This is a genomic window from Nocardia arizonensis (assembly GCF_001310275.1).
Taxonomy (GTDB): domain Bacteria; phylum Actinomycetota; class Actinomycetes; order Mycobacteriales; family Mycobacteriaceae; genus Nocardia; species Nocardia arizonensis.
Map to the genome: position 1 here is coordinate 128,694 of NZ_LGYZ01000081.1, position 14,415 is coordinate 143,108.

Below are 14,415 nucleotides of genomic sequence, written 5' to 3' on the forward strand. Positions count from 1 at the left end.
ACCGAACGCCACGGTTCCAGGAACGAGGTTATGCCGTGTACGTAGTGATCATGGGGTGCGGACGTGTCGGCTCCTCGCTGGCCCGCGCCCTGGTCAGGATCGGTCACGAGGTCACGGTCATCGACCGCGACGCCAGCGCCTTCCTGCGCCTGGGCTCCGACTTCCCCGGTGAGCAGGTGGTGGGTGTCGGATTCGACCGGGATGTGCTGACCCGCGCCGGAATCGAGCGCGCCGACGCCTTCGCCGCGGTGTCCTCCGGCGACAACTCCAACATCATCTCCGCCCGGGTGGCGCGCGAGACCTTCGGTGTGGGACGGGTGGTGGCCAGGATCTACGACGCCAAGCGCGCCGCGGTCTACGAACGGCTCGGCATACCCACCATCGCGACGGTGCCGTGGACCACCGACCGCTTCCTGCGCACGCTCATCGGCGACACCAGCACCACCACCTGGCGCGATCCAACCGGCACGGTCGCGGTGACCCAGCTGAACCTGCACGAGGAATGGTACGGGCGCACGGTGCGCGATCTCGAACAGGCCGTGGGCGCGCGGGTGGCCTTCATCATCCGGTTCGGCCAGGGTCTGCTGCCCGATACCAAGACCATCGTCCAGGCCGACGACGTCGTCTACGTCGCGGCGACATCGGGCCGCGTCGGCGAATCCATCGCACTGGCCGGTAAGCCCCCCGCGAGCGAGGACTGATCATGAAGGTGGCCATCGCCGGAGCAGGCGCCGTCGGCCGGTCGATCGCGCGCGAACTGCTGCGCGGCGGACACGAGGTGATGCTGCTCGAGCGTCAACTCGACCACATCGACACCGCCGCCATCCCGGACGCGGTCTGGGTACACGCCGACGCCTGTGAGCTGGCGCTGCTCGAGGAGGCCGGACTCGAGACCTACGAGGTGGTCATCGCGGCCACCGGCGACGACAAGGCGAATCTGGTGCACAGCCTGCTCGCCAAAACCGAATTCGGCGTGCGGCGGGTGGTCGCGCGGGTCAACGATCCGCGCAACGAGTGGTTGTTCGACGGTTCCTGGGGCGTCGACGTGGCCGTGTCGACGCCGCGGCTGCTGGCCTCACTCGTCGAGGAGGCGGTATCGGTCGGCGATCTGGTCCGGTTGATGACATTGCGGCAGGGTCAGGCGAATCTGGTCGAGATCACCCTGCCCGCCGACACCGCGCTCGCGGGCAAACCAGTGCGTACCCTCAGCCTGCCGCGCGACACCGCCCTGGTGACGATTCTGCGCGGCGGCAGGGTGATCGTCCCACAGCCCGACGACCCCTTCGAGGGTGAAGACGAGCTGTTGTTCGTGGCCTCGGTCGAGGCCGAGGAGGACCTGCGGGTCGCGCTGGCTCCGCACGGTATCAAACCCTGACTCCCCGACAGGGCGGCGAGCCGCGCGAGCCGCGCGGGGCGAGTGGTCACGAGGCGACCTTCAGCTGAGCGCGCAGCTTGTTCAGCGCGCGATGCTGCATCACCCGGACCACACCCGGGCTGGTGCCGATCGCCTCGGCGGTCTGTGCGGCGCTCCAGCCGAGCACGATGCGCATGACCAGCACCTCGCGGTGGGCGGGAGCCAGGATCTTCATCAGTTCCCTGGTGGCGGCGCGCCGTTCGGAGGCAAGCGCCCATTCCTCGGGGCCCGCCGCCTGCGATGGCTCGTCGGGCATCTCGGCCACCGGATAGGTCGGATGCAGCTGCGCGCGCCGGAAGGCGTCGGCGACCTTGTTGGCCGCGATGCCGTAGACGAAGGCGAGGAAGGACTTGCCCTGATCCCGGTAGCGCGGGATGGCCTTGACGGTGGCGATGAGGATCTCCTGCACCACGTCGTCGGCGGTCACGTGCAGGTGGGCGGTGTTGCCGAGGCGCGCCCCGCAGTAGCGGCGCACCAGCGGATGCACGATCCGCACGATGTCGGAGACGGCCCGCTGATCGCCCGCCGCGGCGGGGCCGATGAGCTTGTCCAGTTCGGCGGAGATCCGCCTGCTCTCCGAGAGGGCCGGATTGGAATGGGCATTGCCCTTGAACGTCGCACCGGTCTTCGATGTCTTGTGCTCGGTAGCCATTTCCGAGTCCTTCCAGCCGATCGCATTTCGTCGTTGTCGACAACGATCGTCCGATGAACCGGAGGCACCGGCCAGGTACCCCAGGGTGGGGAAGAGCCCACCTCGGCGGTGGGTCCGCACCCACCTGTGCGCCGTCCCGGGGGCGAGCGGGTCAGGTCGCGGTGGCCCGGCGCACGGGCAGATGTCCGGCGCGGCGCACCGCCCACACGGTGACCGCCAGCGCGACGGCGGTCAACGGCCAGCCCATCGCGATGCGCGCGAAGGCCAGCCAGCCGGTGTGGTCGGTGTCGTAGAGCGAGGACTGGACCAGATACCGGGCCCCGAAGACCGCCACCCAGGTCGAGGTCGCCAGATCGTATAGCCGGGCCTGGCTGCGATCGGCGCGCCATCCGGTGCCGTGCCCGTTGAGATAACCCCAGATCACGCCGACCAGCGGCCAGCGCACCAGGATCGAGAGCAAGAACAGGCCCGCATAGATCAGGCTGGTGTAGATGCCGAACAGGAAGAAGCCCTTGGCCTCACCCATGCGGTAGGCGATGAACGCGCAGATCCCGACACCGAGGAAGCCGGAAATGGCGGGCTGGATCGCACCGCGCCGCCACACCCGCCACACCAGGATGGCCGCCGCCACCCCAAGGGCCGACCAGAGCGCGGCGGTCAGCCCCGCCAACGCGTTCACCGGCACGAACACCACCACCGGAAGCGTGGAGTAGATCAGGCCGCTGAGACCACCGAGTTGTTCGAGCAGCGTCTGTTCGGCCGCGGCCTCGCGTTCCTCCTCGGCGGGGCCGGCGCGGTGCCTGCCCCCGGAGGGCGGGCGCGTTCCGATCTCTGTCGGCGCACCCGGGTCGGGGCCGTAGTCGTCGCTGAATGGCATGCGTGTCAGCTGTTCCCGCGCAATTCGTAGTAGGGGTTGAAGATCACCTTGCGGCCGTCGCGGTCGCCCACGCGGCCACGGACCAGGATGCGCCGTCCGGGCTCGATGCCCGGGATGCGGCGGCGCCCGATCCACACCAGGGTGATGGCGTCGGTGCCATCGAAGAATTCGGCCTGGACGCTCGCGCCCGCGGCCTTGGGGCAGGCTTCCACACTACGCAACCTGCCGAGCATGGTGGCTTCGTCGCCGCGGCGACACTCCGACGCGCGGCGAGCTCCCGACGCCTCCGCGGTTTCGGCCAGTTCCTCGGCGTCCAGCTGATCGATGTCCTCGGTCAACCTGCGGCCCAGTCGGCGAAAATATCCTGAGGCAGCGGATGGCATTGCACGCTCTCCTGCTAGAGCAGATGGTGCGGGTCGCACACCATCGTCATTTCAACGGACGATCGGCGATCGGCCGTACACCGCCACTCTAGATGCCGCGGGAGTCACCCGCTACGCACGGTGCGGTGTTCGTGACGCCGACCTCGTGAGGCAAGATCGTCGATCCATGGCGTTGAATTCCCCCGAACCCACACGGTTGAAACCTTTGCGCCCCGCGAGGGTAGCTGTGGCCTTGCCGGGAACCGGCTCCGACGCCAGGTTCGCACGAAGCGCCTTCGGCCCCGCCTGCGCCGAGGCGGGACTGGAATTGATTGCGGTGGAACCGGATACGGACGGCGTGGTGGCAGGCTACCGAGCCGCGCTCGACGCCGCGGCGGCCGCGGGCCCGATATTCGCCACGGGTATCTCACTGGGCGCGGCCGTCGCGCTCGAATGGGCGGCCGAACACACGGAGTCGGTGAGCGGCGTCATCGCGGCGCTACCCGCTTGGACAGGCGCGGACACCGCCGAATGCCCCGCCGCCATGAGCGCCGCCCACACCGCCGAACAACTGCGCGCCGACGGACTCGAGCCGGTGATCGATCGCATGCGCGCCACCAGCCCGCGCTGGCTGGCCGACGCGCTCACCCGATCCTGGAGGTCCCAGTGGCCGGGGCTGCCGTCGGCGCTGAGCGAGGCGGCACGCTACGCGTGGCCCGATGCCGACCTGCTTGCCGCGACGCGAGTTCCGGTCGCGGTGGTGGCCGCGACCGACGACCCGGTGCATCCGCTCGCCGTGGGCGAGCAGTGGGCGCGACTGCTGCCCGACGCCGTGCTGCGCCGGCTCGATCTCGACGAACTCGGGGCCGATCCGGCGATCCTCGGCCACCTGGGCATGGCGGCCTTCGGCTGATCGACCGCTCAGCCCAGACCGAGCTGCTGCATCGCCGAACCGTCCGCACCGCGGCGCGGCTCCTGCGGCATCGGCGGCGGTATCACGCCCGCGGGTGCCTGCTGCGCGGCGGCCTGGGCGGCCAACTGTTGCTGCTGGGCCGCCACCTGGGCCTGATGGGCGGCGGCCAACTGTTCGGCCAGCTGCGGGGGCAGCACCACCGGCAGCGGATCACGCACGGGCAGCGGATCGGTACCGCGGCGGATGACGGTCTCGCGCATGATCGCGCGCGCCGCCTTCACCAGCGGAGTGCCCTCGTCGGCCGCGCCGGAGGGACCGGCCGCGACCAGCCGCACCATCCAGCGGTACCCGTCCACACCGATGAACCGCAGGTCGGCGCCGTCGGTGACGGCCAGCAGTTCCCGGCCCCACGGCCCGGACTCGACCGCGACCCGCGCGCCGTCCTTGCGCAGCGATTCGGCCAGGTCGGCGGCGACCGTGCGCCACTGGCCGGGCGACTTCGGCGCCGCGTAGGCGGCGACGGTGAGCCTGCCGTGATCGGTGGCCAGATGTACCGCCTGCGGCGTGCCGTCGGGGGTCATCTCCACCTGGAGCTGACCCCCGGGCGGCACCGGCAGGATCACCGACCCGAGATCGAGACGCTGATCGGCGACGTCGTCGAGCAGTTCGGCCACATCGTCGAAGTCGTAGGGGCCCGCCTTGCGCGCGTCCTCCGCGTCGATGACCGGGATGTCGGCGGTGTCGACATCATCGTCGTCGAAGGCGATCTCGTCGTAGTCGGCCTCGTAGTCGACGTCGTAGTAGTCGGCCTGTTCGAAGTCGGCCCCGTCGTAATCGGCGCCGTCGTAATCGGCCCCGTCGTAGTCGCGTTCCGCGCGCTTCTTCCTACCGAACATCGCCGTCCTCCGCCTTCCCCGCCCCGTCGGCCAGGCTCGCGTGTCCTCCGCTGGAGCCGTATCCGCCCGCACCGCGCGAGGTCTCGTCGAGACTGTCGACCTCGAGGAAATCCACCAGCTCCACCCGCTGCACGAGCAGTTGCGCGATCCGATCGCCGCGCCGCAGTTCGATGGGCGTGCGCGGATCATGATTGATCAGGCACACCTTGATCTCGCCGCGGTAGCCCGCGTCGACGGTGCCGGGGGTGTTCACCACCGAAAGGCCGGTCTTGGCGGCGAGCCCGGACCTGGGGTGGACGAGGCCGACGGTGCCGATCGGGAGCGCCACCGCGATGCCGGTGCCGACCAGCACCCGCTCCCCCGGCTCGATGATGACGTCTTCGGTGGTGCACAGATCGACACCCGCGTCGCCCTCGTGGGCGCGCGTCGGCACGGGGATACCGGGATCAAGGCGCAGCAACGCGACGGCACCGATCGCGGATCGGCCCGAGGTGCCGATAGTTGGCTCGTTCACGGCCGCGTCTCCTCCGCGCGCCGTGCCGCGAGCCGGGCTGATGTGTCTACGGTTCGCTCCCTCACGGTTGACGAGCCTACGCGCACGATGCGAACGCCCGTGACTTAGTGTTGAGTCGTGTCGGACCAGCCCAACCCCTCGGCCACGGACAACGAACAGCACACCCCGCACGCCTACCGGGAGCGGCTGTGGGTGCCGCTGTGGTGGTGGCCGGTCGCGTTCGCCGTGGCCGGGCTGCTCGCGGCCGAAATCCACATGGGCGCGCCGGGAATCCGCGCCTGGCTGCCGTACGCGCTGTTGTTCCCGGTGCCGGTCTGGGTGCTGGTCTGGCTGAGCAGGCACCGGCTGGAAGTGCGCGCCGACGCCGCGGGCACCCCCGAATTGCACGTCGACCGCGCCCACCTGCCGGTGAGCTTCGTGGCGCGTGCGGCGGTCGTCGCACCGACCGCCAAGAGTGCGGCGCTCGGTCGCCAACTCGACCCCGCCGCCTATGTGCAGCACCGGCCCTGGGTGGGTCCGATGGTGCTGCTTGTGCTGGACGACCCGGAGGATCCGACCCCGTACTGGCTGGTCAGTACGCGTCGTCCGTATGAGGTTCTTGCCGCGCTCGGACTGCCGAGCGCGGGCTGAGGTCCGGCCGAATCGAAGAAGACCACGGTCCGGCCGCCGCGGTATCAGGCGGCGCAGTCCATGCAGATCAGCTGTCCGCCCGCCTCGCTGGCGAGCCTGCTCCGGTGATGGACCAGGAAACAGCTGGAACAGGTGAACTCGTCGGCCTGCTTCGGGATGACCCGAACGGTCAGCACTTCCTCGGACAGATCCGCGCCGGGAAGTTCGAACGACTCCGCGGTATCGGATTCGTCGATATCCACGACGGCGGACTGTGCCTCGTTGCGACGAGCCTTCAGCTCCTCCAGCGAATCCTCCGACACATCGTCGGATTCGGTGCGCCTCGGTGCGTCATAGTCGGTTGCCATGTCGTCTTCCCCTCGTCCTTACTCCGTATATCCCGGACCGGCTCGCGTCACGCGGATTCCTCACGGAATCGTGGTGCCCCGGACCGCCCCGCCGGTGGCGCACATCACACGTGCACCGGTCACCTATCGGGTCGGATCGCATCGATCCACTCTTGATAGCGCTCGGTAAACGCAGGACATGCCCTTGTTGTTCCCGCGACCGACCACGGATTTCGCCGCTGGTGATTCGATCTGGGCCGCCAGACAATAGCGGACCGGGCGGCAAAAGTCGCAATCAAAACACACCCGAGTCGAAACCGACGGATAATCGACACCGGCCCTCGAACTCGCCGAGACCTTCCGCACCGGCGGGCGTGGGCTTTCGTAGAGTGTGCTGGTGGTTTCACTGATCACCGAAGGCAGCGCGACGGATCCCCAGGGGCGACCCTACCTCCGCAGGCGCCCACGCCCCTGGCTCATCATGCTCGGCATCATGCTGCTGATCTGCGCTGTCGTGTGGATAAAGGCACTGACGACACAGGACGCCGACACCACGGCGATGGCCTGTAACTCACCGAGTCCGGCCACCGACGCGGGCGCCGCGCCGCCCGCGAAACTCGGCGAGCGCGTCGGTGCGTCGCGCTTGCAGGATGTGGAACCAGCCGCGCTGGCGAACAGCAAGGTCAGGGTGCTCAACGCGAACAACCAGCGGGGGCAGGCGGCGCACATCGCCTCCCAACTCGGCGACCTCGGCTTCGCGAGCGCGCCCGGCACGCAGTATGGCAACGATTCGATATACGTCAACGGCGACCTGGAATGCGCGGGTCAGATCCGCTTCGGCGTGAACGGCCGACCGGCCGCGGCCTCGGTGCAGTTGGTGGCCCCGTGCGCCGAACTCATCGAGGATCAGCGCGCCGACGATACGGTCGATCTGGTCCTCGGATCGCTTTTCCGGGAGATCCGCCCGAACAACGACGCCGAGGAGGTGCTGCGGTCGCTGAAGAATCCCGCGCCCGGCGGCGGCTCCATCGATATCTCCCTGCTCGACGCCGCCCGCACCGCGCGCTGCTGAGCGCTTCTGCCGCGCGCCGGGACCGGTCCGGTCCCGGCGCTCCCACCACGATCAGCGGTCGGGAATGGGTTCGCCCGCGCCGACCCGATCAAGCAATGCGCGCAGCTGCGCCGCTATTCCGGGGGCGGCGGCCATGACCAGGTCGCCGTCGGTGCCGGGCGCGGATGCCGGCGGCAGGGTCAGTACGGCGCCCGCCTCGGCGGCGATGAGTGCGCCCGCGCCCCAGTCCCAGGCATTGAGTCCGTGCTCGAAATAGGCGTCGACCCGGCCTGCGGCGACGTGACACAGATCCAGCGCGGCCGCGCCGAAACGGCGAATGTCGCGGATTTCCGGCAGGATCTCGGCCATCAGGCGGGCTTGCCGGGTCCGGCGCGTGGCGCCATAGGCGAATCCGGTGGCTACCAGTGCCAGCGACACCGAGTCGATCGGGGTGCAGCGCAGATGCTCGACCACGCCGTCGGCGTCGACGCTGATCGCGCCGAGTCCGAGTCCGGCCGAGTAGGTCACCGCGCGCGCCACGTCGACCACCGCGCCCGCGACCGAACGGCCGCCGCGCATGGCCGCGACCGAGACCGCGTAGCCGGGGACGCCGTAGAGAAAGTTGACGGTGCCGTCGATGGGATCGATGACCCAGTGCACCGCCTCGTCGGTCTCGTCGGCGCCGACACGCGCGCCGCCGCCCTCCTCGCCCAATATCGGATCGCCCGGGCGCGCCTTGGCCAGCCGGGCTCTGATCAATTCCTCGGCCTCGGTGTCGACGACGGTGACGGGATCGGTCGGATGGGCCTTGGTCCGCACGGCGTCCTCGGCCGCGGCCCCGGCGGGCCCGAACACCTCCGGGCGGCGGGCGCGCACGTGGGCGGCGGCGGATTCGGCGAGGTCGACCGCGATGCGACGCAGTTCGGCAACCTCTTCCGGCGGCAGATCGGTGGATGCGGCGGCGACTGAGGTGGTGGATTCCGGCACGCCCCCATCGCATCACACATCCTCCGGCGTGCGCGATATCGATCTCCCATTACTCTTGTCGTGCACGACACAGCGCCGTCGTCGGGCATCCGCCACATCCGCTTCGCGGGCGTGTGGGAGCCGCTGCGACGGCGCTGTCATTCACACCGGCCAGCAGGGCGTTCGGACCGACGACAGGTCCGCGACACGCACACGGAACGAGGGGTTTGCCATGTCCGCTCGGGGGCACGCATTCGGTATCGATATCGGCGGCAGCGGCGTCAAGGGCGCCGCGGTGGACCTGGCCACCGGCGAACTGATCCACGAGCGGATCAAGATCCCGACCCCGCACCCCGCGACACCGCAGGCCGTGGCCGCGGCGGTGGCCGAACTCGTGGCCGCGGCGCGGTGGGACGGACCGGTCGGGGTCACCCTGCCCGCGGTGGTGCTCGACGGCGTGGCGCGCACCGCGGCCAATATCGACAAGGCGTGGATCGGCACCAACGCAAGGACACTGTTCTCGACGGCCCTCGGCGGTCGCGAGGTCACGGTGCTCAACGACGCCGACGCGGCCGGACTCGCCGAGGACCGCTTCGGCGCGGCAAAGGATTTCGACGGGTTGGTGCTGCTGCTGACCTTCGGCACCGGCATCGGCTCGGCGCTGCTGTACGACGGCACGCTGGTGCCGAACACCGAACTCGGCCATCTCGAGATCGGCGGGCGCGAGATCGAGCATCGCGCCGCGGCCTCGATCAAGGATCGCGACGGGCTCAGTTATCCACAGTGGGCGGCCGAGGTCAGCACCGTACTGATTGGTCTGGAGGATCTGTTCTGGCCCAAGGTCATCGTCGCCGGCGGCGGTATCAGCCGTGATTCGGATCAGTGGATTCCCTTGCTCACCAACCGAACTCCGGTGCTGCCCGCCCATCTGCGCAATACCGCGGGCATCGTCGGCGCGGCCATGGCGATCGACGGCTGCCTGTTCCCGTGACCCGCGTGCGGGCCCGCGCCGCCGCGGGTTCGACACACCCGGCCCGCGCGGCCGCCGACATCGGCGCCGCGCAGGTGGGGCGGCACCGCGATACTCGAGCTGGCCATGGGTACCCTGGTTGGATCGTTACAATGGAACATGCCCGGCGGTGAGCCGGAGAAACCCGACCGGCCCTCCGCCGGTGCAACCCGACAGACCGCTCCGCCGGATCACCACTCTGGCGTGACGCCGCACGAGACCGTCACGAAAGGGCGTACGTGGTAGCCACGACCCGTCAGACCGCCGAATCGGCCGACGCCGACTCCGCAGATGTAACCGAAGCACGGCCGGTCCGCAAGGCTGCCGCGAAGAAGGCCCCGGCGAAGAAGGCCGCCGCCAAGAAGGCGCCCGCGAAGAAGGCCGCCGCCAAGAAGGCCCCGGCGAAGAAGGCCGCCGCCAAGAAGGCGCCTGCCGACGGCGAGCCCGGCACGGACGAGACGCTCGAAGACGAGTCGCTCGAAGATCTCGAGGAGCTGGAGGATCTCGAGGTCTCCGAGGACGACCTCGCCGACGAGGCCGAGGACCTGGTCGAGGAACCGGCCGAAGAAGCCACCGAGGAAGCCGACGAGCCCACCGCGGCCGACAAGGCCAGCGGCGATTTCGTCTGGGACGAGGAGGAATCCGAGGCGCTGCGTCAGGCGCGCAAGGATGCCGAGCTCACCGCCTCCGCCGACTCGGTGCGCGCCTACCTCAAGCAGATCGGCAAGGTCGCCCTGCTCAACGCCGAGGAGGAGGTCGAACTCGCCAAGCGGATCGAGGCCGGCCTCTACGCGGCGGAGAAGGTCCGCGAATGGGCCGAGGCGGGTGAGAAGCTGCCGGTGGCGACCCGTCGTGACTTCAACTGGATCGTGCGCGACGGCAACCGCGCCAAGAATCACCTGCTCGAGGCCAACCTACGTCTGGTGGTGTCGCTGGCCAAGCGCTATACCGGTCGCGGTATGGCGTTCCTGGATCTGATCCAGGAGGGCAACCTTGGTCTGATCCGCGCGGTCGAGAAGTTCGACTACACCAAGGGCTACAAGTTCTCCACGTACGCCACCTGGTGGATCCGTCAGGCCATCACCCGCGCCATGGCCGATCAGGCCCGCACCATTCGTATCCCGGTGCACATGGTCGAGGTCATCAACAAGCTCGGCCGCATCCAGCGCGAGCTGCTCCAGGATCTGGGCCGCGAGCCCACCCCGGAGGAACTGGCCAAGGAAATGGATATCACGCCGGAGAAGGTGCTGGAGATCCAGCAGTACGCGCGTGAGCCGATTTCGCTGGACCAGACCATCGGCGACGAGGGTGACAGCCAGCTCGGCGACTTCATCGAGGACTCCGAGGCGGTCGTCGCGGTCGACGCGGTGAGCTTCACCCTGCTCCAGGATCAACTCCAGTCGGTGCTCGAGACATTGTCGGAACGTGAAGCCGGTGTCGTGCGCCTGCGCTTCGGTCTCACCGACGGTCAGCCGCGCACCCTGGACGAGATCGGACAGGTCTACGGCGTGACCCGCGAACGCATTCGCCAGATCGAGTCCAAGACCATGAGCAAGCTGCGTCACCCCAGCCGCTCGCAGGTCCTGCGCGACTATCTGGACTGAATTCGGATCGACCACCCGAATCGGGCCGCGGAACCGGTGGTTCCGCGGCCCGATTCGCGTTCGTTCGTCCCCGAAATGGCTCGACGGCCGGCGATTTCGCGACATGCCAAGCGGTTCGTCTTCTCGAGCCGCCGAGCCTCCAAACCGAACTGTGACCTACACCACGTAATATCGTTATACCTTTTGCGGCTCGTTTGCCGCACTCCACCGTATCGTCTGTGCGGCCACATCTTTCAGGTTCAGCCGGGCGGTCTCGGCCGGTGACGGGGTACGGATGCTAGAGATTCACCACTTCAGTTACGGGTGGCTCACGCCCGCATTGGCCTACATCATGTCGTTCGTCGGCTCGTTGCTCGGGCTCCAGTGCGCCGCGCGCGCCCGATCCGGCGGCAACCGACTGCTGTGGCCGGCGCTGGCCGCGCTGGCCATCGGCGGCACCGGTATCTGGGTCATGCATTTCATTGCGATGCTGGGTTTTTCGATCGATACTGCGCAGATCCGCTATGACGTGCCGGTCACACTACTCAGCGCCGTCGCCGCGGTCGTCGTGGTCGGCATCGGTCTCGCCGCGGTTCTCGCACCGCGCCCGCATCCGCTGTCGCTGGTCGCGGGCGGCACGATCACCGGACTGGGCGTCGCCGGTATGCACTACGTCGGCATGTACGCGATGAAATCCGATGCCGCCATCGGCTACGACATGCGCTTCGTGGCGCTCTCGCTGGTCGTCGCGGTGGTCGCGGCGACCGCGGCGCTGTGGTTCACCGTGCACGTGCGGGGCATGGTCGCCGCGGTGGGCGCCGCCCTGATCATGGCCGTCGCCGTCTGCGGCATGCACTACACCGGCATGGCGGGCATGCACGCGCACCCCGGCGGTCACGGCGTCCCGCCGGGGACCGAGGCCGTACATCTGTTGGCGCCCTTGATCGTCGGATCCAGTCTGGTCACCATGGTGCTGCTCATCGCCGTCAGCCTGACATCGATCGAACACGATATGGACCTGCCGCCGGTCCGGCCCGCCACCGTCCGACCGGTCGCCGACGACATCGCCCCGCCGCCGAAAGTTCCACAACCGAAAGCGGTTGCCCCGCAACCGGATAGCCGCGAGCGGCCAGGCAGAGGTCCGGTCGATGCCGCGGAGGGTCCGCCGACCGCCTACTGGCCCGCCACCCGTCAAGTGCCGCGGCGGCGCTGAGCCGGCCGGACCCGCGCGTCGCCCGATTCGGACGTGTGCACGGCGGCCGGTGGACGCCCGGAAAGCGGGTGCGTCGCCGCCTTTCGCTTCCGCGGCCGGGTGCGCTCGGCGGTGATCCTCACCGATTACGGCCATCTGTCGCCGGACTCATCGGATTGCCGGTCGGCGCGCTCGCCGCCACCTGCCGGCAGCGCCCGGTATGGGTGCGGGTCCCGCCGCGTCACCGCCGGGGAGACCGCGCAGCGGTGATCAGGCGCTGATCGCGGGACCTCCGGGGCGCTGCTCGACCAGCGTGACCACGGGTTCGACGATCCGGGCGAGCATCGGACCCAGCACCGCCATCAACAGCACGTAGGCCGAGGCCAGCGCCGCGAGTTCGCCCGCGACCGCGCCGGTGGTGACCGCGAGGCCGGCGATGACGATGGAGAACTCACCGCGCGCCACCAACGCCGCGCCCGTGCGGGCCCGGCCCATACGCCCGATGCGCTGACGGCCCGCGGCCCACCAGCCGGTGGCGATCTTGGTGACCGAGGTGAGCACCGCGAGCAGTACCGCCCAGCCGAGCACCGGCGGAATGGTCTGCGGATCGGTGGACAGCCCGAAGGCGACGAAGAAGATGGCGGCGAACAGATCGCGCAGCGGTTCGAGCAGTTTGGCCGCCTCGTGCGCGGTCGAACCCGAGATCGCGATGCCGAGCAGAAACGCGCCCACCGCCGCCGAGACATTCAGCGCCGAGGCCGCGCCCGCGACCAGCAGTGCCGCGCCGAGCAGTTTCAGCAGGAAGACCTCGTTGTCGGAACTGTCGACGATCGCCGAGACGTAGCGCCCGTAGCGCAGCGCGACCAGCAGGACCACGGCGACCGCCGCGCAGGCCAGCACGACACTTTCGAGTCCGGCGAACACGCTGAGCCCGGCCAGGACGGTGGTGAGCACCGGCAGGTAGACCGCCATCGTCAGATCCTCGAAGACGAGGATGGACAGAATCACCGGCGTCTCGCGGTTGCCGAGTCGGCCGAGGTCGTTGAGTACCTTGGCGACGATGCCGGAGGAGGAGATGTAGGTGATCCCGGCCAGCGCGATCGCCCCTTCGACACCCCAGCCGAGCACGAGCGCGACCACGGCGCCCGGCGTCGCGTTGGCCACGATGTCGACCATGCCCGCCGCCCAGGATCGCCGCAATCCGGTGACGAGTTCGGCGGCGGTGTACTCGAGACCGAGCAGCAACAACAACAGCACGACGCCGATCTCGCTGGCGATATGGCCGAATTCGTTGGCCGCGCCGAGTTCGGCGAATCCGCCCCGGCCGAAGGCGAGACCGCCCAGCAGGTACAGGGGAATGGGTGACATGCCGACACGTCCGGCCAGCCGGCCCAGCATGCCCAACGCGAACAACACCGCCCCGAGCTCGAATAACGCGAGCGCGGTGGCGGTCACCGGTCACCCGTGCGAGAGGATCTTCGCGGCCGCGTCCAGGCCGTCGGGAGTGCCGACGACCACGAGCACATCGTCGGCGGCGAAGGTGAAATCGGGTCCGGGTGAGGGATGCAACTGACCCGTGCGCATCACCGCGACGATGGACGCCTTGGTGCGGGTGCGCATCGCGGTCTCACCGAGTGTGCGGCCCTCGTAGGGCGAGTCCGAACCGACCGGCAACTGTCTGGTGGTGATGCCGGGCAGGTCGCGGTGATCCTCGCGCAGTTGCGCCACCAGCTGGGGCGCGCCGAGGAGATTGGCCAGCACGGCGGCCTCGTCGGCGGTGAGGGGGATCTGAGCGGCGCAGGCGTCGGGATCATCGAGCTTGGAGACGATCAGATCGATGCCGCCGTCGCGGTGGTCGACCACACCGATGCGGCGGCCCGACCGCGCCTGGAAATCCTTGCGTACCCCGATTCCGGGCAACGCGGTGACATCGACGTTCACCTCTCCACACTAACTCTCGTCACGCGCCGTTCGCCGGACAGCCCTCCCGCGCGCGGGTCGTCGTTTCCACGGACCCGCCGGCGGTGCGC

17 protein-coding genes are annotated in these 14,415 nt (G+C 69.2%); 8 read left to right on the top strand and 9 right to left on the bottom strand.

The genetic code is table 11. From position 1 onward, the window contains the following. Positions 1-35 precede the first annotated feature (35 nt). Both APZ21_RS16130 and APZ21_RS16135 read left to right on the top strand, forming a co-directional pair. Positions 36-701, top strand: coding sequence for a potassium channel family protein (locus tag APZ21_RS16130; RefSeq protein ID WP_054814128.1), 666 nt, complete (start codon positions 36-38; stop codon positions 699-701). A 2-nt stretch (positions 702-703) separates the two neighbouring features. Continuing rightward, positions 704-1,375: a potassium channel family protein gene (locus tag APZ21_RS16135; protein WP_054814129.1), complete on the top strand. Its 672-nt coding sequence runs from the start codon at positions 704-706 to the stop codon at positions 1,373-1,375. Between the two features lie 46 nt (positions 1,376-1,421). On the opposite strand, the gene APZ21_RS16140 is transcribed toward APZ21_RS16135, so the two are convergent. From APZ21_RS16140 to APZ21_RS16150, 3 genes are all read right to left on the bottom strand, one after another. Then, complete coding sequence (locus tag APZ21_RS16140; RefSeq protein WP_082393154.1) at positions 1,422-2,066, bottom strand: sigma-70 family RNA polymerase sigma factor; 645 nt, start codon at positions 2,064-2,066, stop codon at positions 1,422-1,424. A 151-nt stretch (positions 2,067-2,217) separates the two neighbouring features. Further along, positions 2,218-2,943: a DUF3159 domain-containing protein gene (locus APZ21_RS16145; RefSeq protein WP_082393155.1), complete on the bottom strand. Its 726-nt coding sequence runs from the start codon at positions 2,941-2,943 to the stop codon at positions 2,218-2,220. Between the two features lie 5 nt (positions 2,944-2,948). After that, the gene (locus APZ21_RS16150) at positions 2,949-3,326 is read right to left on the bottom strand and encodes an OB-fold nucleic acid binding domain-containing protein (protein ID WP_054814130.1); all 378 of its coding nucleotides are present in this window, start codon (positions 3,324-3,326) and stop codon (positions 2,949-2,951) included. Between the two features lie 166 nt (positions 3,327-3,492). Here APZ21_RS16150 and APZ21_RS16155 point away from each other — a divergent pair, with 166 nt between their 5' ends. Next, a complete protein-coding gene (locus APZ21_RS16155) occupies positions 3,493-4,218 on the top strand; it encodes an alpha/beta fold hydrolase (RefSeq protein WP_054814131.1) in 726 nt (241 codons plus the stop codon). 8 nt (positions 4,219-4,226) lie between these two features. Here the strand turns inward: APZ21_RS16155 and APZ21_RS16160 are convergent, their stop codons facing one another. After that, positions 4,227-5,114 carry a DUF3710 domain-containing protein gene (locus APZ21_RS16160; protein WP_054814132.1) on the bottom strand — a complete coding sequence of 296 codons (888 nt, stop codon included), beginning with the start codon at positions 5,112-5,114 and terminating at the stop codon, positions 4,227-4,229. Next, positions 5,104-5,628: a dUTP diphosphatase gene (gene dut / locus APZ21_RS16165; protein WP_054814133.1), complete on the bottom strand. Its 525-nt coding sequence runs from the start codon at positions 5,626-5,628 to the stop codon at positions 5,104-5,106. Before dut ends, APZ21_RS16160 begins: the two co-directional genes overlap by 11 nt. Before the next feature lie 117 nt (positions 5,629-5,745). Between dut and APZ21_RS16170 the strand changes: the two genes are divergently transcribed. Then, complete coding sequence (locus APZ21_RS16170; RefSeq protein WP_054814134.1) at positions 5,746-6,258, top strand: DUF3093 domain-containing protein; 513 nt, start codon at positions 5,746-5,748, stop codon at positions 6,256-6,258. Positions 6,259-6,302: 44 nt separating this feature from the next. On the opposite strand, the gene APZ21_RS16175 is transcribed toward APZ21_RS16170, so the two are convergent. Continuing rightward, positions 6,303-6,605 carry a DUF4193 domain-containing protein gene (locus tag APZ21_RS16175; protein WP_054814135.1) on the bottom strand — a complete coding sequence of 101 codons (303 nt, stop codon included), beginning with the start codon at positions 6,603-6,605 and terminating at the stop codon, positions 6,303-6,305. Positions 6,606-6,981: 376 nt separating this feature from the next. Here APZ21_RS16175 and cei point away from each other — a divergent pair, with 376 nt between their 5' ends. Further along, positions 6,982-7,656, top strand: coding sequence for an envelope integrity protein Cei (cei, locus tag APZ21_RS16180; protein WP_054814385.1), 675 nt, complete (start codon positions 6,982-6,984; stop codon positions 7,654-7,656). 51 nt (positions 7,657-7,707) lie between these two features. On the opposite strand, the gene APZ21_RS16185 is transcribed toward cei, so the two are convergent. After that, positions 7,708-8,622, bottom strand: coding sequence for an inositol monophosphatase family protein (locus APZ21_RS16185; RefSeq protein ID WP_054814136.1), 915 nt, complete (start codon positions 8,620-8,622; stop codon positions 7,708-7,710). 211 nt (positions 8,623-8,833) lie between these two features. Between APZ21_RS16185 and ppgK the strand changes: the two genes are divergently transcribed. From ppgK to APZ21_RS16200, 3 genes are all read left to right on the top strand, one after another. Continuing rightward, positions 8,834-9,592, top strand: a complete 759-nt coding sequence (ppgK, locus tag APZ21_RS16190) for a polyphosphate--glucose phosphotransferase (RefSeq protein ID WP_054814137.1) — start codon at positions 8,834-8,836, stop codon at positions 9,590-9,592. Positions 9,593-9,849: 257 nt separating this feature from the next. Further along, on the top strand, positions 9,850-11,214 hold the full coding sequence (locus APZ21_RS16195; protein WP_054814138.1) for an RNA polymerase sigma factor: 1,365 nt from the start codon (positions 9,850-9,852) through the stop codon (positions 11,212-11,214). Between the two features lie 274 nt (positions 11,215-11,488). Then, positions 11,489-12,406, top strand: a complete 918-nt coding sequence (locus APZ21_RS16200; protein ID WP_054814139.1) for an MHYT domain-containing protein — start codon at positions 11,489-11,491, stop codon at positions 12,404-12,406. Between the two features lie 249 nt (positions 12,407-12,655). Here APZ21_RS16200 and APZ21_RS16205 read toward each other — a convergent pair whose 3' ends face one another. After that, a complete protein-coding gene (locus APZ21_RS16205; protein ID WP_054814140.1) occupies positions 12,656-13,840 on the bottom strand; it encodes a cation:proton antiporter in 1,185 nt (394 codons plus the stop codon). 3 nt (positions 13,841-13,843) lie between these two features. Continuing rightward, positions 13,844-14,326, bottom strand: coding sequence for a cation:proton antiporter regulatory subunit (locus tag APZ21_RS16210; RefSeq protein ID WP_054814141.1), 483 nt, complete (start codon positions 14,324-14,326; stop codon positions 13,844-13,846). Positions 14,327-14,415: the final 89 nt, after the last annotated feature.